Origin of the sequence: Haemophilus parainfluenzae (assembly GCF_014931275.1) — a bacterium.
Lineage (GTDB): Bacteria > Pseudomonadota > Gammaproteobacteria > Enterobacterales > Pasteurellaceae > Haemophilus_D.
The window spans coordinates 1,013,803-1,036,425 of the sequence record NZ_CP063110.1 but is presented as its reverse complement, the minus strand read 5'-3'; the positions used below and the strand labels follow the sequence as shown (position 1 = coordinate 1,036,425).

The window sequence follows — 22,623 nt, the reverse complement described above, 5'->3', positions numbered from 1 at the left end:
TAACATATAACAACAAAGGATAGCAAAATGGCAAAAGGACAATCATTACAAGATCCTTATTTGAATGCGTTACGCCGTGAACGTATTCCTGTTTCGATTTATCTCGTTAATGGGATTAAATTACAGGGTCAAATCGAATCATTCGACCAATTCGTGATTTTATTAAAAAACACTGTTAATCAAATGGTGTACAAACACGCTATTTCAACTGTGGTTCCAGCACGTTCTGTTTCTCACCACAATAATAACGGCGGTCATCATGCAGCACAAACTTCTGACGCTGCAGCGGAAGTAGAAACACAAGCAGAATAATTCTGTTCAATGAATGATTTCATCAATTTAAGTGCGGTTGAAAATTCACCTGAAGTTTCAACCGCACTTTCGTCATCTAAAACAGGCGACAATAGCCCATCGGCAAAAGATAAAGCTGTTGTCGTGCATGTTTTCTTTTCTCAAAATAAAAACATTGAAGATCTGCAAGAATTCCAACTTTTAGCGGAATCTGCCAATGTTGAGATTTTACAAATCATCACCACGAGCCGAGCGACACCACAAGCAAAATATTTTATCGGTGAAGGAAAAGCACAAGAAATTGCGGATGCAGTAAAAGCCTTAGATGCCGATGTTGTTTTGGTGAATCATCAATTAACCCCTGCACAAACCCGTAATTTAGAAAGCATCTGCCAATGTCGCGTAGTGGATCGCACTGGAGTAATTTTAGATATCTTTGCTCAACGAGCCCGATCGCACGAAGGGAAATTACAAGTTGAATTAGCTCAGCTTAAGCATTTATCCACTCGATTAGTTCGTCGAAAAACAGGCTTAGATCAGCAAAAAGGTGCGGTTGGATTACGTGGTCCAGGGGAAACGCAATTAGAAACGGATCGCCGTTTAATCAAGGTGCGTATTGCACAGTTGCAAAATCGTTTGGCAAAAGTCGAAAAACAACGCAATCAAAATCGCCAAACCCGACAAAAAGCGGATATTCCGACCATTTCCTTAGTGGGTTATACCAATGCGGGGAAATCTACGTTATTCAATTTCATCACACAAGCCAATGTCTATGCGGCAGATCAGCTTTTCGCGACGCTCGATCCCACATTAAGGCGTTTACAAATTCAAGATGTTGGTACAGCCATTCTCGCCGATACCGTTGGTTTTGTTCGCCAACTCCCCCATGATTTAGTGTCCGCTTTTAAATCTACGTTGCAAGAAACGGTAGAAGCCAGTTTACTCTTGCATGTTATTGATGCAGCAGACGCTCGAAAGATCGAAAATATTGAAGCGGTGAATTTAGTATTGGAAGAAATTAAGGCTAACAAAGTACCGGTATTGTTGGTGTATAACAAAATCGATTTATTGGAAAATGTAGCGCCCCATATTGAATATGATGACGAGAATAAGCCCGTTGCCGTTTACCTTTCAGCACATTCAGGTGAAGGATTAGATCTACTACTTGAAGCCATTAAAGTGCGGTTGAAAAATGAGATACTTTCTTTCACCCTCACACTGCTTCCGCAAGAGGGCAAAATTCGCCATGCGCTCTATCAATTAGATAGCATTCGTCACGAACAAATTTCGGATGAAGGTGAATTTATCCTCAATGTACAAATTGATAAAGTCGAATGGCTCAAACTTTGTAAACAATTCCCTAAACTGTCAGAAATTATTTACTAATACCGTATTGTTTTAATTTATTGGCGATCGCCGTATGTGATACGCCTAATCGTTGTGCTAATTTTCGTGTACTTGGATACTGAGCATAAAAAGCACGCAATACACTCGCCTCATATTGTCCCATAATCTCATCCAGGGTTTGTTCACCAAAATCATCCACAGAAATGACCGCACTTTGTACGGGTTTTAAATTTAAACTTTCAATATCAAGCTGATTATTTTTTGCTAAAGAACAGGCACGATACAACACATTGTAAAGCTCTCGCACATTACCTTGCCAAGGCTGCCCTTTCAAATAATTCAAAAAATCAGCATCATATTGCGGCATTGGAATCTTAAGCTGCGTGCTAATTTCTTGTAAAAAACCGTCCGTTAAAGGCTGAATATCTTCAACTCGCTCACGCAAGGGTGGTACATTTAGTGCTAAGACATTTAAGCGATGGAATAAATCACTGCGTAATTTCCCTTGCTCTAGCAGTTTTTCCAGCGGTTCTTGTGACGTACAAATAACCCGAACATTTGCATGATGTTCTTTTTCTTCCCCCACTCGACGGAAAGAACCATCAGTTAAAAAACGTAATAATTTTGCCTGTAAACTTAATGAAAGCTCGGCAACACCATCTAACAACACCGTGCCTTCGTTAGCATATTCAAAAAAACCGATGGTTTCACTGTCACCCACTTTACGCCCAAACATTTCGCTTTCCGCATCTTCATCCGGCAGGCCTGCACAGTTTACTGCAATGAATTTTTTCTCACGGCGCAAACTCGCAAAATGGCAAGCTTTTGCTAATAAATCTTTACCCGTGCCCGTTTCGCCCTGAATTAAAAGCGGCACATCAAACATCGCAAAACGTTGTGCATTTTCGACCGCACTTTTCATGGAGAGGCTTTGAGTGACAAAGCAAGAGAACGGATCTTGTAGATTAAATGTCAGCATAAAATAAGCTCTGTTTTATTAAGTAATGCCGATATGATAGGAAGTTTATTGACATGTGTAAAGATTAATTTACATATAAAAAGGGCAATCCTTGACTGCCCTTTTAAATCATTTTTCGTATTATTTTTTCACTGCACGATCAAGTTCTTGTGCAATGATTTCCATACTTTCTAAACCACCAAACGCAAGATACCAATTGGCTGCATCAAGGTACACAATGTGTCCATCTTTATACGCTTTAGTTTGTTTGATGATATCGTTATCCAATACTTTTTGCGCATTGTTGGCTTTTTCTGTAATGGCCGCTGTACGATCCACTACGAGTAAAAAGTCTGGATTTTTTTCTAAGATATATTCAAAACCAACGCTTTGTCCATGCGTAGACGATTTGATGCTGTCATCAATCGGTTTAAAACCAAATTTTTGAAACACCATGCCATAACGAGAACCATCACCAAAAGCACTGATTTTACTTTCATTAACCAACACCAATAGTGCCGTTTTACTTTGTGCGTCTTTCGCAACTTGCGCGACTTTACTGTCTAACGCTGATAATTTCTCTTTTGCGACATTTTCTTTGCCAAAGATCTGTCCAAGTGCGGTCACATTTTGTTGAAAACTTGGATAATAATTTGTGTAGTCATTTTCAACATTAAATACTGGTGCGATTTCTTTAAATTTGTCGATCATTTTTTCTTGACGTTTAGACGCAATGATCAAATCCGGATTGAGCTCGTTAATTTGCTCCAATGATTGTTCTTTCAAATCACCAACATTTTTATATTTTTTGTCTGCAAATTCTGAAAGATAGTTTGGAATTTTTCCGCTTTGTGGGAAGCCCACGATTTTATCTTGCACACCTAATGCACGAAGTGTGTCTGCTGCACCAAAATCAAGCACAATGACTCGCTGTGGATTTTGTGGCACAACCTGCTTTCCAGCAGCATTTTCAACGGTAATATCTGCTGCTTGAGCAATACCGACCAAAGCAAAAAGTGAAAGTGCTAATGTTGATAGTGTTTTTTTCATGAAGATTTCCTTATTTATCTAAAATAAACGGCAATTTTATGGTTGTCGATATCCTGAATAGGTATCGCCATATCGTAAATATCTTGTAGCACGGGCGATTGCATAATGTGGTTAATCTCGCCTTGGTGCACTAATTTTCCATTTTTCATGGCAACAATGTAGTCTGAATAACAAGAGGCGAAATTAATATCATGAATGACAATCACCACGGTTTTATTGAGTTCTGTCGCTAATTTACGTAAAACTTGCATGATCTGCACAGAATGTTTCATATCCAGATTATTTAATGGCTCATCCAACAAAATATAATCCGTATCTTGTGCAAGTGTCATCGCAATATAAGCGCGTTGTCGTTGCCCACCACTTAAGTTATCGATGTATTGGTGACGAATATCATCTAAATTCATATAGGCAATGGCATTATCAATAAAAGTGCGGTCAGTTTGGGTTAAGTTTCCTTTGCTATAAGGAAAACGCCCAAAAGCGACTAAATCTTCAATGGTTAGACGCAAATTAATGTTGTTAGTTTGCTTTAAAATCGCAAGTTGTTTCGCAATATCGCTACTTTTCTTACGATTGAGCAATTCACCGTTGAGATAGATCTTGCCACTATCAGCATTCAACAAACGGCTCATAATAGACAGCACCGTACTCTTCCCCGCACCATTCGGCCCGATAAAAGACGTAATTTTCCCTGTAGGAATGGTAACGGACACATTATCCACCACCTTTTTGCTTCCGTAACTTTTAGTAATATTGCGAATTTCTATTGCCATTTTTTGTTTGCTCTTAATAACAAATAAATAAAGTACACCCCGCCGACAAAATTAACGATGATGCTTAATGTCGTGCGGAAGGTAAAAATATGAGTAACCAATAATTGCCCAAAAACCAAGGTAATAATGGAAATTAACATCGCAGCAGGAATAAGCACCTTATGGCGATAATCACGAATAAATTCAAAAGTCACGTTCATTACCAATAACCCAAGGAAAGTAAGTGGGCCAACAAGTGCGGTCGACACTGACGTTAAAATTGCCACGAGAATTAACAGGACTTTTAAGGTCTTTTGATAATCGATCCCTAAGTTAATGGCATTTTCTCGTCCTAACGCCAACACATCGAAGCAATGCCAATATTTTAAACTGAAAACAATGGTCGCTACTAAAATGGCTAATGCGACCCATAAGATTTGAGTATTGATTCGGTTGAAACTTGCAAAGCCAATATCTTGTGCGATCTGAAATTCATTTGGATCAATCAACACTTCCATAAAGGTCGTTAAGCTACCAAAGAAGGTGCCGAAAATAATCCCGACAAGCAACAAGAAGAAAATATTTTGGTTTTCTTTCTTAAACAGGAAGTGATAAAGCACTAATGAAAACGCCATCATTAATCCCGTACACAAGACAAACAATGCAATGGAATTCATTGAAAGCAATGTACTTGAACCGAAAAGGAAAATGATCGCCGTTTGAATCAGTAAATACAGCGAATCTAAACCCAAAATACTCGGCGTGAGAATTCGGTTATTCACAACCGTTTGGAAAATCATCGTAGCAAGTGCAATTGCTGCGCCTGTAATCACAATCGCAATTAAGGATAAGGCACGATTTTCCAAGGCATATTGCCAACGGTTTGGTAAGTTGTAGCCTAAATAAAGTGCAAGAGAAACAATGGCTAACAACGACAATACAATCAGTTGAGAAGAAGATTTCTTAGCCATTTCTATACCGCTTTAATAATAAAAACAAGAAGATACCGCTGCCAAATACGCCAACTACGGCATTAATGGAAATCTCATAAGGATAAATCACACTTCGACCTAAAATATCGCAGAATAAAACAAATACGGCACCCAACAAGGCAGTATGAGATAACACTTTCTTCAAGTTATCCCCTAAATAAAGCGTGACGATATTCGGAATAATTAACCCCAAGAAAGGGATCACGCCAACAGACACGATAATAATCGAAGAGACCACTGCCACAATGAGCAGACCGAGATAAAGTACTTGGTTGTAATTTAGACCTAGATTAACTGCAAAATCTTTCCCCATCCCGACAATAGAAAAACGATGCGCAAATAAATAAGCCACTATGAGTGTAGGAATACTGAAATACAACAATTCATAACGGCCTGACATCACAAGAGAAAAGTCCCCTTGTAGCCACCCGGATAAGTTTTGCAATAGATCTTCTTTGTAAGCGATAAAGGCAGTAATTGAACTGATGATATTACCGAACATAATCCCCACTAAAGGCACAAAAATTGTGTCCTTGAATTTCAAACGGGACAAAATCGTCATAAATAACAATGTGCCAAGGAAAGATACAATCACCGCAATGGTGGTTTTTAACAACATTGAAGCAGTTGGGAAAAACAGCATCGCCATTAAAATCCCTAATCTTGCACTATCCATGGTGCCCGCCGTGGTGGGAGAAACAAATCGGTTTCGACTGAGTTGCTGCATCACTAAACCACAAATACTTAAGGATGCACCTGCAATCAAGATACTGATTAAGCGAGGCACGCGACTAATTAAAAAGATCTGCCATTGATTACCTTCAAAATTCAGTAACCCTTGCAAATTAACTGTACTTACCCCGAGAAAAAGTGAAACAAAGGAAAGCACGATCAACAGAAAAATCAGATAACGTCTCTTAATCATAAAAATGAGAATAATTCTAAAATACAAAGAGAATAGCATATTGAGGAAAAAGAGAAAAGGTGAAGTGCAGTCAGTTTTCAGCTAATTTTTTAGGCCTATAAAAAATGCGGTCAAATTTGACCGCATTTTATTCACTATAATTTTAATGTTCTTTCAACTTCTTTCGCTCGGACTAAGAATTGCTTACGCTCTGCCGTTGCCATTCCACTGCTGGTGCCCGGTAATTTCACTGTAAGCGGGTTTACTGCACGATCATTAATATGGAACTCATAGTGCAAGTGTGGACCGGTTGAAATACCCGTATTCCCTGTTAATGCAATACGTTCCCCTTTCTTCACTGTTTGGCCCGCACGCACTAAAGCACGACTTAAATGCATATACACCGTTTGATATTCACGACCATGGCGTATCACCACATAACGTCCTGCACCACCAGCTTGGTAAGCCACTTTTTCCACCACACCTTCTGCTGGCGCAATAACTGGTGTACCTGGTGCGACAGCAAAGTCTACCCCTTTATGTGGGCGAACACGTCCCGTTACTGGATGGCGGCGATTTGGGTTAAATGGTGACGAAATACGTGCTTGGCGTTGTAATGGATAACGCGCAAAGCCTTTACCAAGAGTTTCACCTTGCTTATCGTAGTAACGACCATTCGCCGCTTGAATACCGTAATAACTCTTACCATCCGCCATAATATGAATGGCTTCAACGTTACCTTGACCGGTTAATTTATCACCTAAATATTCACGTGATACTAAAATCGCAAATTTGGTGCCTTTACTGAGTTTTTGAAGGCTTACCTGCCACTGTAACGCAGAGCTTAACTGGCTGATTTGACGACCATCCAAACCTAAATCACGTAAACTTGAAGCAAAGGATCCGTTAATCGTGCCTTTTAGCACTTCTTTCTTCCAGATACTTTTCTTCTCTAGAATTTGGCGTTTAAACTTACCGTCTTCCGTGCGTTCATAAATACGTTCTTCTTTTTCAGACACCAACCAGTTTAAATACTCCAGCTGATCTTCTTTATCTAAAATCCAATAGAACTGCTGACCGGCGCGTAAGTTTTTTAATTCAGGATATTCGGCAATTAAATTTTTCGCCGTATCATCTTCTAAACCAGAAAGCTCTAACACGTCTTTTAAAGAGTCGCCACGCACCACGGTATGACTAAATTGATCGGTAATACGCAATGCCTGATCAGCTACATCTAAAATGCCACTGAGCGCATCTTGTGCATCTTTTGGCAAATCAGTTAGCTCATCAAACTGTGGTTTAATTTCATCTACTTCATCATCTTTGGCTTGAAGATCATCATCGTAAGAAGTCGCATCTTCCGTATTCGCATTCTGCTTAGTTTCAGGATGTTCGCCTGCTTGAGTTTGTTGCTTATCTGATTCTGTTTTTTCAGGTGTAAGGGATTGATATTGAACGTTATCCACCATCTCTGGCTCAAGATTACTTTGCAAAGAAGGATCATAATCAGCGGTATCTTTAAAAGCGAGGAAAATACCCGTTAAAATAAGCAAAAGTGCGGCAAAAAAAATCGCCGCTTTTATACGGGATTTTCGTTTCCGTCGATCTCTAGCTAATTTAACGTGTTGCAAAATAGATACCTTTAAAATGAATAAAAAGCTTTTCGCTCTTCAGACTACAAACTCTAAAAAAAATTCATTTTACCCTAAAAATGTCAAATCTTATGCCTAAATATTAGGCATAGTCAGAATTTCTTGAGAAAAACAAGGAAATGAGCTATTTTAGTGAGCCATTTTTAAAGGGGGGATTATGCAGATTCACGCCATTCAACCAGCCCAACCAACACCATTAATTACGCTGAAAAATATCAATGTGGTCTTTGAACAAAAGACAGCATTACGGGATATTAATTTCAGCATTTATCCTAATTCAATTATCACCATTGTAGGCCCAAATGGTGGGGGGAAATCGACCCTCTTGAAAACCTTATTAAAATTACAACCGCCGACATCCGGTGAGGTGATTTATAGCACCAATGTCAGAATTGGCTATGTCCCACAAAAAATTCACCTCGATCACAGCTTACCAATGACGGTTGAGCGTTTTCTGGCACTCAAAAAAGGGGTTAAAACGCAAGAAATATCAACCGCACTTGAGCAACTCTCTATCACTCATTTGAGAAAAAATAATATGCAAAAACTCTCAGGTGGGGAAATGCAACGCGTGTTATTAGCTCGTGCGATTTTGAACAAACCCAATTTACTGGTGCTAGATGAACCAACTCAAGGGGTCGATATTAATGGTCAAGCTGAACTTTATCAGCTGATTCACCGTACTCAACAAGCCTTAAATTGTGCGGTTTTAATGGTTTCCCATGATTTGCATATCGTGATGGCGGACAGTAAAGAAGTGTTGTGCATCAATCAACATATTCGCTGTGCCGGCACACCCGAAAGTTTATCGAATGATCCAACATTTATACGCCTTTGGGGCAACCAAATCTCACAAAATGTGGGCTTTTATACGCACCATCATAATCATCATCATAATATGCACGGTGATGTTTGTAGTTGCAGTGCCAATCCATCTGAATGCCAACAATAAGGAAAAATCATGTTTGAGATTTTATTTCCCGCCTTGCTTACAGGCTTACTGCTTTCCTTAATTACCGCACCACTGGGTGCTTTTGTGGTGTGGCGTAAAATGGCTTATTTTGGTGATACCCTTTCCCACTCAGCCTTGCTTGGTGTGGCGTTAGGGATTTTCTTACAAATTAACCCTTATGTTGCCATTGTAATTTTGACGATTATTCTCGCCGTATTAATGGTTTGGCTCGAAAGTAACACGCAATTTTCAGTGGATACCCTTTTAGGCATTATCGCACACAGTTGTCTTTCCCTTGGTGTGGTTACGGTTGGCTTACTAAAAAATGTCCGCGTAGACTTAATGAGTTATCTTTTTGGGGATTTGCTCGCCATTAATTTTAACGACTTACCTTATATTGGCACGGGTGTCCTCATTGTATTAGGCACACTGCTTTACTTCTGGCAAGCCTTACTCTCCACCACTGTCTCACCTGAACTGGCTCAAGTGGAAGGCATTAACATCAAAAAAATGCGATTTATCTTGATGATTTTGACCGCACTTACAATCGCATTAAGTATGAAGTTTGTTGGAGCCCTGATTATTACATCGCTATTAATTATTCCAGCTGCAACAGCAAGACGTTTTGCAAAGACACCTGAACAAATGGTATTTATTGCCATTTTAATCAGTATGCTTTCCGTCGTTGGCGGGTTATTCCTTTCCGCCTTTTATGATACCGCTGCGGGGCCTTCTGTCGTGATTTGTTCCGCATTTTTGTTTTTGTTATCATTACTAAAAAAGGAATATTTATAATCCGCTCCAACCAGTGAAAACCATTTGCACCGCACCTTAAATCTTGATAAAGTGCGGGCAACTTTTGACGATATTTTAGGATAAGAAATGAGCCAAGAATATTTAGATTTTGAATTACCTATTGCTGAACTTGAAGCCAAAATTGAAGCGCTACGTTCAGCATCTGATGACAAAATTGATTTACACGATGAAATTAAACGCTTACAAAAGAAAAGCGATGAATTAACCAAAAAAACCTTTGCAAATCTTGATGCATGGCAGGTTTCTCGTATGGCACGTCACCCAAATCGTCCATACACGCTTGATTATATCGAACATATTTTTACTGATTTCCAAGAACTTGCAGGCGATCGTGCCTTTGCAGATGATAAAGCAATCGTAGGTGGTCTTGCTCGTTTAGATGGTCGCGCAGTAATGATTATCGGCCACCAAAAAGGTCGTACAGTAAAAGACAAAGTGACTCGTAACTTTGGTATGCCTGCACCTGAAGGTTATCGTAAAGCGTTACGTTTAATGCAAATGGCTGAGCGTTTCAACTTACCTATTATTACCTTTATCGACACGCCAGGGGCTTACCCGGGTATCGGTGCGGAAGAACGTGGTCAATCTGAAGCGATTGCTCGTAACTTACGTGAAATGTCTACCTTAAAAGTACCTATTATCTGTACCGTAATCGGTGAAGGCGGTTCCGGTGGTGCATTAGCCATTGGTGTGGGAGATAAAGTGAATATGTTACAATATTCAACTTATTCCGTTATTTCACCAGAAGGCTGTGCTTCTATCTTATGGAAAAGCGCAGAAAAAGCGTCAACCGCAGCAGAAGTCATGGGCTTAACCGCAACTCGTTTAAAAGAGTTGGGTTTAATTGATAATATCGTTCAAGAGCCATTAGGTGGTGCACATCGTAATTATCATGAAATGGCACGTAATTTAAAACAATGCCTTGTTGAAGAACTAAACGAACTCGATACCTTCGACAAAGATGGCTTATTAGAAAGACGTTATGAACGTTTAATGTCTTACGGTTATTGTTAATAAAATAGAAAAAGAGCGGTTAGTTTAACCGCTCTTTTTTGTGTTTTGAAAAAATGTTGCATGGATGCAAGAAACAGCATCAATGCCTAAAATAATATAAAAGGAGAACTCAAAATGAAAAACGTATTAGCAATCCAATCTCACGTGGTTTATGGCTTCGCTGGCAATAAATCTGCGACCTTCCCAATGCAGCTCTTAGGTGTAGATGTATGGGCACTCAATACCGTGCAATTCTCTAACCATACTCAATATGGGAAATGGACGGGCATGGTGATTCCACAAGAACAAATCGGCGAAATTGCCAACGGTTTAGATGCCATTGGAAAACTGCAAGAATGTGATGCATTGCTTTCCGGTTATTTAGGTTCAGCTGAGCAAGTTGACAAAATTATCTATGCTTTAGAAAAAATCAAAGCTCGTAACCCAAATGCACTTTACTTGTGCGATCCCGTTATGCCAAATGCCGAAAAAGTCTGCGTGGTCGCCGATGGTGTACGTGAACGCTTAATTGAAAAAGCCATTCCACGTGCAGACATCATGACACCAAACCTTTCTGAGCTTCGTACGCTGTCTGACTTCCCTATCAATACGTTTGACGATGTGCTCAAAGCGGCTAATGCGTTAGTTGCTAAAGGTGTGAAGAAAGTGTTAGTTAAACACTTAGGTAAAGCAGGTAAATTGAATGATCCTGATACCTTTGAAATTATTATGGCGACACCAGAAGGCGTATGGCATTTAAGTCGTCCGCTTTATAAATTTGACTTTGAACCAGTTGGCGTGGGTGATTTAATTGCAGGTACTTTCTTGGCGCATTACTTAAACTGTGGCAACGATGTCGAAGCTTTTGAAAAAATGAATAATGCTGTTGCAGGCGTAATGAAAACTACCTTTGATTTGAAATCTTACGAACTCCAACCTATTGCTGCGCGTTTTGAGATCTTAAATCCAAGCACAAACTACAAAGCCGTTAAAGTTGCCTAATGGATCTTTTTTCATTATTCCAAGCACAAATCCCAACCACCGCCAATAAGCTTCTCATTGCTTTTAGCGGTGGTTTGGATTCAACTGCACTGCTTTCTTTAGTTAAAAAACTCAGCGAAAAACGACCGCACTTAAGTCTGCGAGCTATCCATATCCATCACGGATTAAGCCCGAATGCGGATGCTTGGACGGCTCATTGCCAACAACTCTGTGAGCAATTTGCCATTCCACTTATTATTGAAAAAGTCAAAGTGGAAATGCACGATGGCATTGAAGCGGGCGCAAGAGAAGCACGCTATCAAGCTATTTCAACACATATTCAACCAAATGAATATCTAGTCACTGCACATCATTTAAATGATCAAACTGAGACCTTTTTCCTGGCGCTAAAACGCGGAGCAGGATTGCAAGGTTTAGGTGCCATGCAAAAAGAAAGCCAATTATTTGGGATGCCTATTCTACGCCCACTCCTTTCTTTTAGCCGTAATGAATTAGAAGATTACGTTCAGCAAGAAAATCTATCTTGGGTCGAAGACGAAAGCAATCAAGATAATCATTACGATCGCAATTTCTTACGTAACCAAATTTTGCCTGAAATACGCCAACGCTGGGGACATTTTGATCATGCAGTTCAGCGTGCCGCACAACATTGTTTTGAGCAACAACAACTGATTAATGAATTATTACAACCTTACTTTGAACAACATCTTGTTGAGGATCAAAAACAGTTTTCGCTCGTAAACTTTCTAGAATATTCATTGCAAAAACAAACCGCACTTTTGCGAATGTGGCTAGCTAAAAATCAGATTGCTATGCCAACACAGGTTCAATTAATGCATATTATTGATGATGTGATTAAGGCTAAAGCGGATGCCTCTCCACTATTTCAACTTGGGGAACATATTATTCGCCGTTATCAACAATGTCTCTATTTAACGGGAAAATTCACTGATTTGTCGCAAACTTGTCTTGATATGCCGTTAAATCAACAGATTACCTTGCCTGATAATCTTGGTACAATTTATGCAACCCACAATGCGAAAGGCATTTTAGTCAATTGGAACGAAAAACAGGTTCAACTTGCTGATACACAAGAACCCATTCAAGTACGATTTGCTTATACTGGAAAAGTAAAACGCCAACATAATCGCCCTGCTGAAACCATGAAAAAAATTTGGCAAGAACTCGGCGTTCCACCTTGGCAACGAAATCGTATCCCCCTCATTTTTTATGGTGAGACTTTACAAAGTGCGGTGGGATTTTTCCGTGTTTTTCAAAATGAAGAAAAATAAAAAATGGGTGATGATTCACCCATTTTTATGATTAAGAAAAGCGTTTAAAATGCCTGCCGTAAATTCTTTCCGTAAATAAAACCCCAGCGGCAAGGTATCAATCACTTCCCCATTTTTACCAATGCCTTTCGTAATGGCTTTACTGTTTGCACCTTTTGGACGCAGTTGCATAACTTCACCAATACGTGCCGTAATCTGATCTAACTTTCCGAGCACAATATAATCCATCAACTCTTCCCAATCTTGGCGTAATTGATGTTCTTGTTCAGTCGAAGGTTGCCATAAGATAGGTTGGCCAATATGGCGCTCACGCAAAGGGATATCTCGACTGCCTTCAATGGGAATCCACAAGACTTTCGATAATTTATGACGAACGTGCGAATTTTCCCAATTTACCCCTGAGTTTTGAACCAAGGGCGCAAAACTCACAAACGTGGTTTCCAACGGAAAACCTTCGGTATTAATGGGTAACGTTTTTAATTCAATGCCTAAATGGGAAAAGTCCTGTTCTGCTTTACTGCCGGCAGTCGCTCCTAATGCAGTTTCAAGCAACATTCCAACCCAACCTTTATCGCGTTTTAAATCAGGCGGAACGGGAATATTTAATTCATCTGCAAGTTCACCAAAGGTTAATCCCGCAATAGATTGTGCTTTTTCTAATAAGGCTTGTTCGGTTTGTGGGATCATTCGTGGTATTTCTTCAATAATTTCGGTTTAACGTATTCTACGCCTTTGTCGATGTAAGGAATATTCTCTAATTTTAATAAAAAGCGTTTTGCTGGCAATCCACCACCAAAACCCGTGATTTCACATTTTTTCCCTAATATACGATGACATGGAATGATAATACTAATGGGATTACTCCCTACCGCACCACCAACGGCTCGCACCGCCTTAGGGTTATTAATGCTTTCTGCTAAACCACCATAACTCGCCATTTTACCATAAGGAATTTGACGCAATGCTTTCCAAATCGCTTGTTGAAATTCGGTCCCCTTGGGAGCTAAAGGAATATCAGAGAAACTTTCTGGCTTACCATTAAAATAACGCATTAAAGCGCACCGCACTTTTTCAAAAAGCGGTAAATCTTCTCGTAAAATCCAATTTGGATTTGGCGTGGTTTGTTCTAACTCACAATCTAAATTTGTAAGATTTTCACCATCAGAAAGCATTAATAATCGACCAATTGGTGAATCCATATAAGCATAAAAAAGTGCGGTCATTTTTCTCTCGTTTTTATGGATTGATATAAGAAAAAAGCACACCGAACATACATTCGGTGTGCTGCGTATTATGCTAAATTTTTAACAAATTAGAAACTGTAGTTTAAGTTTAAACCGTAAAGGTTAGCACTTGCTTTAGACGTATAGTTTGCTGTAACAGTCGCTAAGTTGCCAATTGATTGTTTCTCGGTAAAGTTAAGTTTTTTACCACGTAAGTGAGCAAAGCCCGCATCAATAGAAAGATTCGGGGTAAATTTATAAGTTGCCCCTACGCTATACCACATACGATCAGTATCAGGGATAGATGCACTTGCATGTTCAGTTGGCGCAGCTGCTTCATCATAAGCAATACCTGCGCGAACTGTTAATTTATCATTCACGTCATAGGTTGCACCTAATGCATAACGAGAGTTGCTACGATATTTCTCATCTTTATGAAAAGCCACTTCACCGTCATTAAACGTTGCGTGTAACTCTTTGAAACGACTCCAGTGTGTAAATTTGTAGCTGTAGTGCAATGCCAAATTATCTGTCACTTGGTGGAAACCAGATAATTCTAAATAATCTGGTAAATGTAGTGTTAATCCACCTTTTGCAGGGCCTTGGCCACGAAGTGTACGGCTCGCACTCACCGCATTAGAATCTTCAAAATCAATATCGACTTTTGAGTGATAGGCTAAACCAACTCGGTTGCGCTCATTAAACTCATAGGCTAAACCAGCGTTCCAACCAAATCCCCAAGCAGAGCCTTGTAAATGTGTTAATGTAGTATCTTTATTCACACCTTGTAATCTAGCTAAAGAAGCAGCTGCACTTGCTGGGATTTGCCCTGCTTTCACGAGCGAAGGAACTAATGGTGCAACATTTTTTACTGCATCACTTAAAATACCCGCGTGACGTTCCACTTCTGCTTTAGCATAAACTGCATTTAAACCCACACCAGCGCTTAAACCTTGGGTCACACGATATGAACCGCTTAAGTTTAAGTTAATCGCACTTAAATCTGTTGTACCACCAAATACACCGGCATTGTAAGTGGATTCATATTCACTTTTTAAACCGAAATTCACATTCATTCCAGTACCAATGGCAAACTTGTCATTAATTGGTGCCACAAAATACATATTCGGAATCAATGAACCTGGTACAACACTATCATGATCTGCAGAACCTACAGCAACAGTACGGCCTAGTGCATTAACGGTAACTGGACCACTCATACGAATTTTAGAATCCACATAAACGCCACCCACAGAAAATTGGTTGTTTTTGAATAAACTCATTAATGCTGGGTTCGTCGCAACCACTGAAGCGTTATCTGCAATTGCTGCTTCACCGGCATAAGCACGACCAAGACCTGATGTTGAAACTTCTGCTAATTGGAATGCGGCTGCATTTGCACCGCTTGCTGCTAACAATGTAGTCATTGCTAATAGCGTTTTATTAAATTTTCTCATTTGGAACCTTTTGTTATTAATAATAATGAAAAAAGCCGCGAGATTCTAAAACTCCAATAAATGGAGTGCAAATTATTTTAGATTAATTTTTAAGTGTTCCGACCAGTGATAAATAAATGATATTTAAATTAAAAAAATTCGGCTACTTTGGCAGAGCGTTTCAAAAATGCTAGAATATAACCAATCTTAATTTTAAATAAGGAAATCCTATGACAGTAACATGCAAAGCAGAAGAATCTCTCACTTGTAGCTGTGTTGATGTGGGGACGATTATTGACGGTTCAGATTGTTCTGTTGATATTCATCAAACCTATGCGAATAAAGCTGAAGCTGAAGCAGCACTTAATCGTTTCATTGAAAAAGCTCGCAAAACAGAAAGCGATCCTTGCGACATTAAAAGTGAAATCACCGAAACTGAAAATGGCGCAAATTTAACGGCTCGTTTTACATTTAGCTGCCAAGCTGAAGCGATGATTTTTGAATTAGCGAATCGCTAAAAACACTTTTAAAATTGACCGCACTTTATCATGCAAAATAAAGTGCGGTTATTTTTTTTAATTAAAACCCAATTAAATCACTATCGCAAACGTTTGCTTAATCTGATACAATCACGCCGTTTTATCATTTAACCTAAAAATATAGGACAACATTGTGAGCAAACCATCATTAAGTTATAAAGATGCAGGCGTGGATATTAATGCCGGTAACGAATTAGTTGAACGTATTAAACCACACGTAAAACGGACAACTCGCCCTGAAGTCATCGGGGGATTAGGTGGGTTTGGTGCATTATGTGCCATTCCGGGCAAATATAAAGAACCTATCCTTGTTTCCGGCACAGACGGTGTGGGCACCAAATTACGCTTAGCCATTGACTTAAAAAAACACGATACCATCGGTATTGATTTGGTTGCAATGTGTGTTAACGATTTAGTGGTTCAAGGTGCTGAACCATTATTCTTCTTAGATTACTACGCCACGGGCAAACTTGACGTAGATGTTGCCTCTGATGTGGTAAAAGGCATTGCAGAAGGCTGTGTACAATCGGGTTGTGCATTAGTCGGTGGTGAAACCGCCGAAATGCCAGGTATGTATCACGCTGGCGACTATGACCTTGCAGGTTTCTGTGTGGGAGTGGTCGAAAAATCAGAAATCATTGATGGTAGTCAAGTTAAAGCGGGTGATGCTTTAATCGCACTTGGTTCAAGTGGCCCACATTCAAACGGTTATTCTTTAATTCGTAAAGTCATTGATGTTGCTGGCGTCAACCCTGCTACTGAGCAATTAAATGGTCGTCCATTAAGTGAACAAGTACTTGCACCGACAAAAATCTATGTGAAATCTGTTCTCGCTTTAATCAAACAAACGGAAGTCCATGCTATCGCACACTTAACGGGTGGCGGCTTCTGGGAAAATATCCCGCGTGTATTACCGAAAAATACCAAAGCTGTCATTGATGAAGGTAGCTGGGAATGGCAACCGGTGTTCAAATGGTTACAAGAAAAAGGCAACATTGAAACCTATGAAATGTACCGCACATTTAACTGTGGCGTTGGTATGGTGATTGCATTACCGCAATCGCAAGTAGAAACCGCTTTAGCAATTTTAAAACAATCCGGTGAAAATGCCTGGTTAATCGGTCATATCGAAAGTGCGACAGATAACGAACCACAAGTTATCATTAAATAATTTTACTTTTCCATTTCAGGGCGAAAATTTCAGAATGAAAGGTTCGCCCTTCTTTTATGTAGAATAATATGAAAAAAATTGCCGTCCTGATTTCAGGGCAAGGATCAAATCTTCAAGCAATAATTGAGGCTTGTCAAACTGGGTTTATTCCAGGAAAGATTGTGACTGTCATCAGTAATAAAATAGATTCATTTGGCTTAGTACGCGCTAAAAGTGCGGGCATTCCTAGCCGCGTTTTTTTGCGCCAAGATTTTGCCTCTAATCTCGATATGGATAAGGCTATCGGTGATTATTTAGAAGATCTCAATGTTGATCTCATTGTATTAGCTGGTTACATGAAAATCTTAACCAAACCATTCACACAACGTTTTACGGGGAAAATTTTAAATATTCACCCTTCCCTTCTGCCAAAATATCCTGGGATACACACTTATCAAAGAGCACTTGAGAATGGCGAGAGCGAACATGGTACAACCGTGCATTTTGTCAATGAAGAGATCGATGGAGGCGCTATTGTATTACAAGCCAAAGTGCCTATTTTTCCTGGCGATACTGTCGAGGAGATTGAGCTTCGAACTCGTGAACAGGAATATCACATTTATCCTTTAGTGATTAAATGGTTTGTCGAAGATCGATTAAAACTCATTGAAAATCAAGCCTATTTAGACAGCAAACCGTTGCCACAGAATGGTTACGCTAATGAGTAAAGCGATATACGCTCTTGAAAAGAGTGACTTAAATCACCATTAAACAACCTGATTTTATGAAAAAAACAATAAACCCTGTATAATCGGGATTTTATTATTGTGGGATATAGTATGCAAATTAACTTTACTCAGATTTTTCAAGATAGCCTCAACTTTATGCGTAATCAGCGAAAAACCGTGCTGCTTTTCGTTGGGGTTTTCATTGCATCACAATTTATCAATGCATTAGTCAGTGTCCCAATGCCGAGTTTGGGTAATAATCCTAATCCATCGCAACAGGATATTATTAATGCATTGAGCAAAGTGGAGCCAACTGCGCTGATTGGATCTTTTGTATTTCAACAATTGTTGATGTCTTTTATTGCAACCTTCGGTATTGCAACTATTCATCATATTAGTCAGCAAAATCAAAATCCGATTAATCAAGGTCTCATGCTGACATTGCGTCGTTTTTTAGGGGTGGTAGTTTTAGATATTTTTATGAGCTTGCCACTTTTATTTGGCCTTGCTGATGTCATGAGCTCATCTTTAAGCAAAGATGAGCTCTCTCCTTTAAGCCAAAATGCGCTCTCTCCCCTAGCCTTTGTTTCAATGGTATTTGGTTTATTTTTCTTTGTTCGCCTATGCTTATCGCCTGTGCATTACATTGCATCCAATCAATCTATAGGACAAACTGCTTTACAAGTGTGGCGTGCGGGTGTTAAACGTAATGGCATATTGATTATTTATGCTTTGATCACTTATTTACTTCTACCTTTATTAGTGAATAGTGTTGGTGCAATCCTAGGTACATCATTTCTAAGTGTGATTTTTGGCATTTTGGTAGCATTATTTCAACTATTTATTTTGGTATTTACTTACCGTTTTTACAGTTTATTTATGAAGGCATAATATGAAGCAACTTCTTGAATTTATTCCGCTTGTTCTCTTTTTCATCACTTACAAAATGTTTGGGGTGCGTGATGCCGCTATCGTATTAGTGATTGCAACCCTTGTTCAAATGATTGTGCTCAAACTGAAATATGGTGTGATTGAGAAACAACAAAAAATCATGGCGATTGCTGTCGTCTTTTTTGGTTTACTCACAGCTTACTTCAATGAAATCAAATATTTACAATGGAAGGTCACGATTATTAATGCCCTCTTTGCCATTGTGTTATTAGTTGCACAATTCCAATTCAATACGCCACTGGTGAAAAAGTTATTAGGCAAAGAAATCCAATTACCGGATAATGTGTGGAACAAATTAAATATAGGCTGGGCAGGATTTTTCATTCTGTGCATGCTCGTAAATATTTATATCAGTCAAAATATGTCTGAAGATGCTTGGGTTGATTTTAAATCTTTCGGTTTACTTGGTATGACCTTTGTTGCAACAATCATCAGCGGTGCTTATATTTACCGTTACTTACCTAAAGATGATCAAAAGAATGATGGGGATAAATAATGGTTACAAATCTTACTGATAAAAACGGTCGTCAATCTAAAGGCGTATTATTACTACGCACCCTAGCGATGCCTTCAGACACCAATGCGAACGGCGATATTTTTGGTGGCTGGATTATGTCACAAATGGATATGGGCGGCGCAATTTTAGCGAAAGAAATTGCCCACGGCCGTGTCGTCACCGTTGCAGTTGAAAGTATGAACTTCATTAAGCCTATCTCGGTAGGGGATGTGGTTTGCTGCTACGGACAATGTCTTAAAGTGGGTCGTTCTTCTATTAAAATTAAAGTAGAAGTCTGGGTAAAAAAAGTCTCTAGCGAACCCATTGGTGAACGCTATTGTGTCACCGATGCGGTATTTACCTTCGTTGCAGTGGATGCTGACGGAAAATCTCGCAGCATCCCACGTGAAGGCAACCATGAATTAGAACAAGCCTTAAAAACGATTGAAGAATTGCACTTAAGTTGCTAATAGGAGAAGCTATGTACTATGTAATTTTTGCCCAAGACATTCCCGGCACCTTAGAAAAACGTCTTGCTGTACGTGAACAACATCTTGCTCGTTTAAAACAATTACAAGCAGAAGGACGCTTATTAACAGCGGGCCCCAACCCTGCCATTGATGATGAAAATCCAGGCGAAGCTGGCTTTACTGGCTCGACAGTGATTGCTCAATTCGAAAGCCTGTCTGCAGCAAAAGACTGGGCAGCACAAGATCCTTACGTAGAAGCGGGCGTTTATGGTGATGTAATTGTGAAGCCATTCAAAAAAGTTTTCTAAATAAAACGAACTCTACACTCAAAGACGGATCTAAATATCCGTCTTTCTCTTTATATGGAATCTCCTATGCGAGCACTTAAACACACGACAATTTCGTTATTAATTTTAACCGCACTTTCAGGCTCAGCTTTGGCTAATCAGCATGCCCATAAAAGCAAAAATGAAACGGTGCCACAAATTAACCTTGCAGAAGAACAAGCCAAATGGGCACAGCAACAGCACGCTCATGAATTAAAGTTGATTGAACAACGCGCGACTTTTCTGCAATTAGAGTCGCTCCTAAAAAGTGCGGTCAAAAATAATCATGTTTCTAATAATGCCAAATTATTTCTTGGGCTTATTGATTCTTTAAAAGGTTATCCATTGCAAACTGATGCTATGGCGGCTTATTTAGATGCGCGTGTAAAAACCGTTAATCGCGATACGCCTCGTGAAGAAGTGAATGCATTGAGAACAGACATTGAACAATTTATTCAGCAACATTCCTCTCATTTTCTACGTGGAAAATTAGAACAAAGTATTTTTACGTTGTTAATCAATGCTGAAGATACTCAAGCACTTGCCAAACTCACGCCAAATAATTTGGAAAGACAAATTGCTGTACTTACGGCTAAATATCAAATAGAAGCATCCAATACTAGTCAAACGGCAGAAAACCAATCAAACGACAAGAATAAATCGGCTATTTTGTCTGAATATGAACAGCTTTGGCTCAACAATGCTGAACTTCCGAATGATGCTCAGCTGTGGGCGGCTTGGTATTCACAAGGTGGACGGACTGAAGAGAAGATCTATCAAAAAGCGGAAATGCTCTTTGGTAAAAATGATGCGAAAGGTCTCGAAATACTCGCTAAAGAATTAGAAAAAGTTGATGGTGCGAAAGAAAATGCTCAGGTAAATATCGATTTGGCTCTTTATTTGGATCTCTTAAAAAATCCAGCTAATTTGAAAACACTCGCTGAGTCATTGCCATTAATTGATGGTAATACGAATAAAATTATCCATAAATTTGCCGTAGTGCTAGGTTTTACTCGTTATTTGCGAACCATTCCGGAAAATATGGATGAGCCAACCTTCACCCCTTACGAGCAATGGGCGAAGACTTGGCAATTAAACGAAACTGAATTACGTGATTGGAAAATCGCCTTTATTAGCCGTTTCTTTGATAACGAAAGCCCCAACTTTGTGCAATGGCGCGATCAAGAAATCCTAAAACTGAATGCCGATAACCTCATTGAACGTCGTTTGCGTACGGCTATTTGGCAAAAAACGGATTTATTAGGTTGGTTGAATGCCCTTTCCAATGAAGCGAAGCAAAAACAAGAATGGCGTTATTGGATGGGGAAAGCACTCGAAAAAGAGAATGTCACAAAAGCCAAAGAAATATTCTCTGAATTAAGCAACGAACGCGGATTCTACCCAATGTTAGCGACAGCAAAATTATATCCTGAAAATCGTGGCGCAGGATATGATTTCGGTCAAGCAGAATTATATGTCGCGCGGAGTATTTCCGATCCCTACTGGGCACATGAATATAAAAAATTTCAACCAGAGCTCGCAGAAATTGCTGAATTACGTCAATTAGATCGATTAGGCGCTGCCAAACAACGTTGGCGTTTTCTGTTAGAAAAATTATCGCAAGAAGAACAACTACAGATTGCTTTAAGCCAATATGCGAATGAACAAAATTGGTTTGAATTAGGTGTGGATGGGTCGATTATTGCGAAAGCATGGGATTATATCGGATTACGTTTACCAAATGCTTATAGTCAATATTTTGATATTGCTCTCAGTAATGTGAATCTCAGCGAAACGGAACCTCAAGCGATTGTGGATAATCGTGTAACCAAAACTTTTGCGATGGCAATTGCTCGCCAAGAAAGTGCTTGGAATCCAATGGCACAATCTTCCGCAAATGCGCGAGGATTAATGCAGCTATTACCAAGTACCGCGCAAAAAACGGCAGAAAATCAGCAACTTCCTTATAATGGAGAGTTAGATTTATTCAAACCGCTTAATAATATTTTACTCGGTACGGCTCACTTAAATGAGTTAAATGCTAAATACCCTAATAACCGCATTTTGATCGCCTCCGCCTATAATGCGGGAGCAAGCCGTGTAGAAAAATGGCTTGCGAGAGCCAATGGCAAATTGGCCATGGATGAATTTATTGCCTCTATTCCGTTCTTTGAAACGCGAGGTTATGTTCAAAACGTATTAACTTACGATTTTTACTATCAACACCTACAAGACAAAGAAAAATTACAAACCTTTAGCAAAGAGGAATACGATCGGCTATACTAGTCGCACTAGTTTAA

24 protein-coding genes are annotated in these 22,623 nt (G+C 39.4%); 15 read left to right on the top strand and 9 right to left on the bottom strand.

Features of this window, described 5'->3' with window-relative positions; all coding sequences use genetic code 11:
- Positions 1-27: 27 nt before the first annotated feature.
- Positions 28-312: an RNA chaperone Hfq gene (hfq, locus tag INQ00_RS05110; protein WP_049364479.1), complete on the top strand. Its 285-nt coding sequence runs from the start codon at positions 28-30 to the stop codon at positions 310-312.
- A 9-nt stretch (positions 313-321) separates the two neighbouring features.
- Complete coding sequence (hflX, locus tag INQ00_RS05105) at positions 322-1,677, top strand: ribosome rescue GTPase HflX (RefSeq protein ID WP_197546404.1); 1,356 nt, start codon at positions 322-324, stop codon at positions 1,675-1,677.
- On the opposite strand, the gene INQ00_RS05100 is transcribed toward hflX, so the two are convergent.
- The 6 genes from INQ00_RS05100 to mepM all read right to left on the bottom strand — a co-directional run bounded on the left by INQ00_RS05100 (position 1,667) and on the right by mepM (position 7,928).
- Positions 1,667-2,617, bottom strand: a complete 951-nt coding sequence (locus INQ00_RS05100; RefSeq protein WP_197546403.1) for a sigma 54-interacting transcriptional regulator — start codon at positions 2,615-2,617, stop codon at positions 1,667-1,669. The genes hflX and INQ00_RS05100 overlap by 11 nt on opposite strands.
- A gap of 120 nt (positions 2,618-2,737) precedes the next feature.
- Positions 2,738-3,646 carry a siderophore ABC transporter substrate-binding protein gene (locus INQ00_RS05095; protein WP_197546402.1) on the bottom strand — a complete coding sequence of 303 codons (909 nt, stop codon included), beginning with the start codon at positions 3,644-3,646 and terminating at the stop codon, positions 2,738-2,740.
- 14 nt (positions 3,647-3,660) lie between these two features.
- A complete protein-coding gene (locus tag INQ00_RS05090) occupies positions 3,661-4,422 on the bottom strand; it encodes an iron ABC transporter ATP-binding protein (protein WP_197546401.1) in 762 nt (253 codons plus the stop codon).
- Positions 4,413-5,372, bottom strand: a complete 960-nt coding sequence (locus INQ00_RS05085; RefSeq protein WP_070775689.1) for an iron chelate uptake ABC transporter family permease subunit — start codon at positions 5,370-5,372, stop codon at positions 4,413-4,415. The genes INQ00_RS05090 and INQ00_RS05085 overlap by 10 nt, the downstream gene beginning before the upstream one ends.
- On the bottom strand, positions 5,365-6,318 hold the full coding sequence (locus INQ00_RS05080; RefSeq protein ID WP_269473878.1) for an ABC transporter permease: 954 nt from the start codon (positions 6,316-6,318) through the stop codon (positions 5,365-5,367). The genes INQ00_RS05085 and INQ00_RS05080 overlap by 8 nt, the downstream gene beginning before the upstream one ends.
- A gap of 134 nt (positions 6,319-6,452) precedes the next feature.
- Complete coding sequence (gene mepM / locus INQ00_RS05075; protein WP_197546400.1) at positions 6,453-7,928, bottom strand: murein DD-endopeptidase MepM; 1,476 nt, start codon at positions 7,926-7,928, stop codon at positions 6,453-6,455.
- A 178-nt stretch (positions 7,929-8,106) separates the two neighbouring features.
- Between mepM and znuC the strand changes: the two genes are divergently transcribed.
- From znuC to tilS, 5 genes are all read left to right on the top strand, one after another.
- Complete coding sequence (gene znuC / locus INQ00_RS05070) at positions 8,107-8,901, top strand: zinc ABC transporter ATP-binding protein ZnuC (protein WP_049370526.1); 795 nt, start codon at positions 8,107-8,109, stop codon at positions 8,899-8,901.
- Between the two features lie 9 nt (positions 8,902-8,910).
- Complete coding sequence (gene znuB, locus INQ00_RS05065; protein WP_005699689.1) at positions 8,911-9,696, top strand: zinc ABC transporter permease subunit ZnuB; 786 nt, start codon at positions 8,911-8,913, stop codon at positions 9,694-9,696.
- A gap of 87 nt (positions 9,697-9,783) precedes the next feature.
- Positions 9,784-10,731: an acetyl-CoA carboxylase carboxyl transferase subunit alpha gene (gene accA, locus INQ00_RS05060; protein ID WP_070775685.1), complete on the top strand. Its 948-nt coding sequence runs from the start codon at positions 9,784-9,786 to the stop codon at positions 10,729-10,731.
- 114 nt (positions 10,732-10,845) lie between these two features.
- Positions 10,846-11,712 (top strand): pyridoxal kinase, encoded by an 867-nt coding sequence (pdxY, locus tag INQ00_RS05055; RefSeq protein WP_111326542.1) that lies wholly within the window; start codon positions 10,846-10,848, stop codon positions 11,710-11,712.
- Positions 11,712-13,004, top strand: a complete 1,293-nt coding sequence (gene tilS / locus INQ00_RS05050) for a tRNA lysidine(34) synthetase TilS (RefSeq protein WP_197546399.1) — start codon at positions 11,712-11,714, stop codon at positions 13,002-13,004. Before pdxY ends, tilS begins: the two co-directional genes overlap by 1 nt.
- 15 nt (positions 13,005-13,019) lie before the next feature.
- Here tilS and mutH read toward each other — a convergent pair whose 3' ends face one another.
- The 3 genes from mutH to INQ00_RS05035 all read right to left on the bottom strand — a co-directional run bounded on the left by mutH (position 13,020) and on the right by INQ00_RS05035 (position 15,684).
- Entirely contained in the window at positions 13,020-13,691 is a 672-nt protein-coding gene (gene mutH / locus INQ00_RS05045) for a DNA mismatch repair endonuclease MutH (protein ID WP_197546398.1), read from the bottom strand.
- Positions 13,688-14,227, bottom strand: coding sequence for a methylated-DNA--[protein]-cysteine S-methyltransferase (locus INQ00_RS05040; protein WP_197546397.1), 540 nt, complete (start codon positions 14,225-14,227; stop codon positions 13,688-13,690). Before INQ00_RS05040 ends, mutH begins: the two co-directional genes overlap by 4 nt.
- A gap of 89 nt (positions 14,228-14,316) precedes the next feature.
- Entirely contained in the window at positions 14,317-15,684 is a 1,368-nt protein-coding gene (locus INQ00_RS05035; protein WP_197546396.1) for a porin, read from the bottom strand.
- A gap of 209 nt (positions 15,685-15,893) precedes the next feature.
- On the opposite strand from INQ00_RS05035, the gene INQ00_RS05030 reads away from it, so the two are divergent.
- The 8 genes from INQ00_RS05030 to INQ00_RS04995 all read left to right on the top strand — a co-directional run bounded on the left by INQ00_RS05030 (position 15,894) and on the right by INQ00_RS04995 (position 22,609).
- On the top strand, positions 15,894-16,181 hold the full coding sequence (locus tag INQ00_RS05030) for a YfcZ/YiiS family protein (RefSeq protein ID WP_005697117.1): 288 nt from the start codon (positions 15,894-15,896) through the stop codon (positions 16,179-16,181).
- Between the two features lie 154 nt (positions 16,182-16,335).
- Positions 16,336-17,373 carry a phosphoribosylformylglycinamidine cyclo-ligase gene (gene purM, locus INQ00_RS05025; RefSeq protein WP_197546395.1) on the top strand — a complete coding sequence of 346 codons (1,038 nt, stop codon included), beginning with the start codon at positions 16,336-16,338 and terminating at the stop codon, positions 17,371-17,373.
- Between the two features lie 68 nt (positions 17,374-17,441).
- Positions 17,442-18,080: a phosphoribosylglycinamide formyltransferase gene (gene purN, locus INQ00_RS05020; protein WP_197546394.1), complete on the top strand. Its 639-nt coding sequence runs from the start codon at positions 17,442-17,444 to the stop codon at positions 18,078-18,080.
- 111 nt (positions 18,081-18,191) lie between these two features.
- Positions 18,192-18,971, top strand: a complete 780-nt coding sequence (locus INQ00_RS05015) for a beta-methylgalactoside transporter (RefSeq protein ID WP_197546393.1) — start codon at positions 18,192-18,194, stop codon at positions 18,969-18,971.
- Between the two features lies 1 nt (position 18,972).
- Positions 18,973-19,527 carry a septation protein A gene (locus tag INQ00_RS05010; RefSeq protein WP_197546392.1) on the top strand — a complete coding sequence of 185 codons (555 nt, stop codon included), beginning with the start codon at positions 18,973-18,975 and terminating at the stop codon, positions 19,525-19,527.
- The gene (gene yciA / locus INQ00_RS05005; protein WP_049368042.1) at positions 19,527-19,997 is read left to right on the top strand and encodes an acyl-CoA thioester hydrolase YciA; all 471 of its coding nucleotides are present in this window, start codon (positions 19,527-19,529) and stop codon (positions 19,995-19,997) included. Before INQ00_RS05010 ends, yciA begins: the two co-directional genes overlap by 1 nt.
- A gap of 11 nt (positions 19,998-20,008) precedes the next feature.
- A complete protein-coding gene (locus INQ00_RS05000) occupies positions 20,009-20,305 on the top strand; it encodes a YciI family protein (RefSeq protein WP_049368043.1) in 297 nt (98 codons plus the stop codon).
- Positions 20,306-20,371: 66 nt separating this feature from the next.
- A complete protein-coding gene (locus tag INQ00_RS04995; RefSeq protein ID WP_197542867.1) occupies positions 20,372-22,609 on the top strand; it encodes a transglycosylase SLT domain-containing protein in 2,238 nt (745 codons plus the stop codon).
- Positions 22,610-22,623 lie beyond the last annotated feature (14 nt).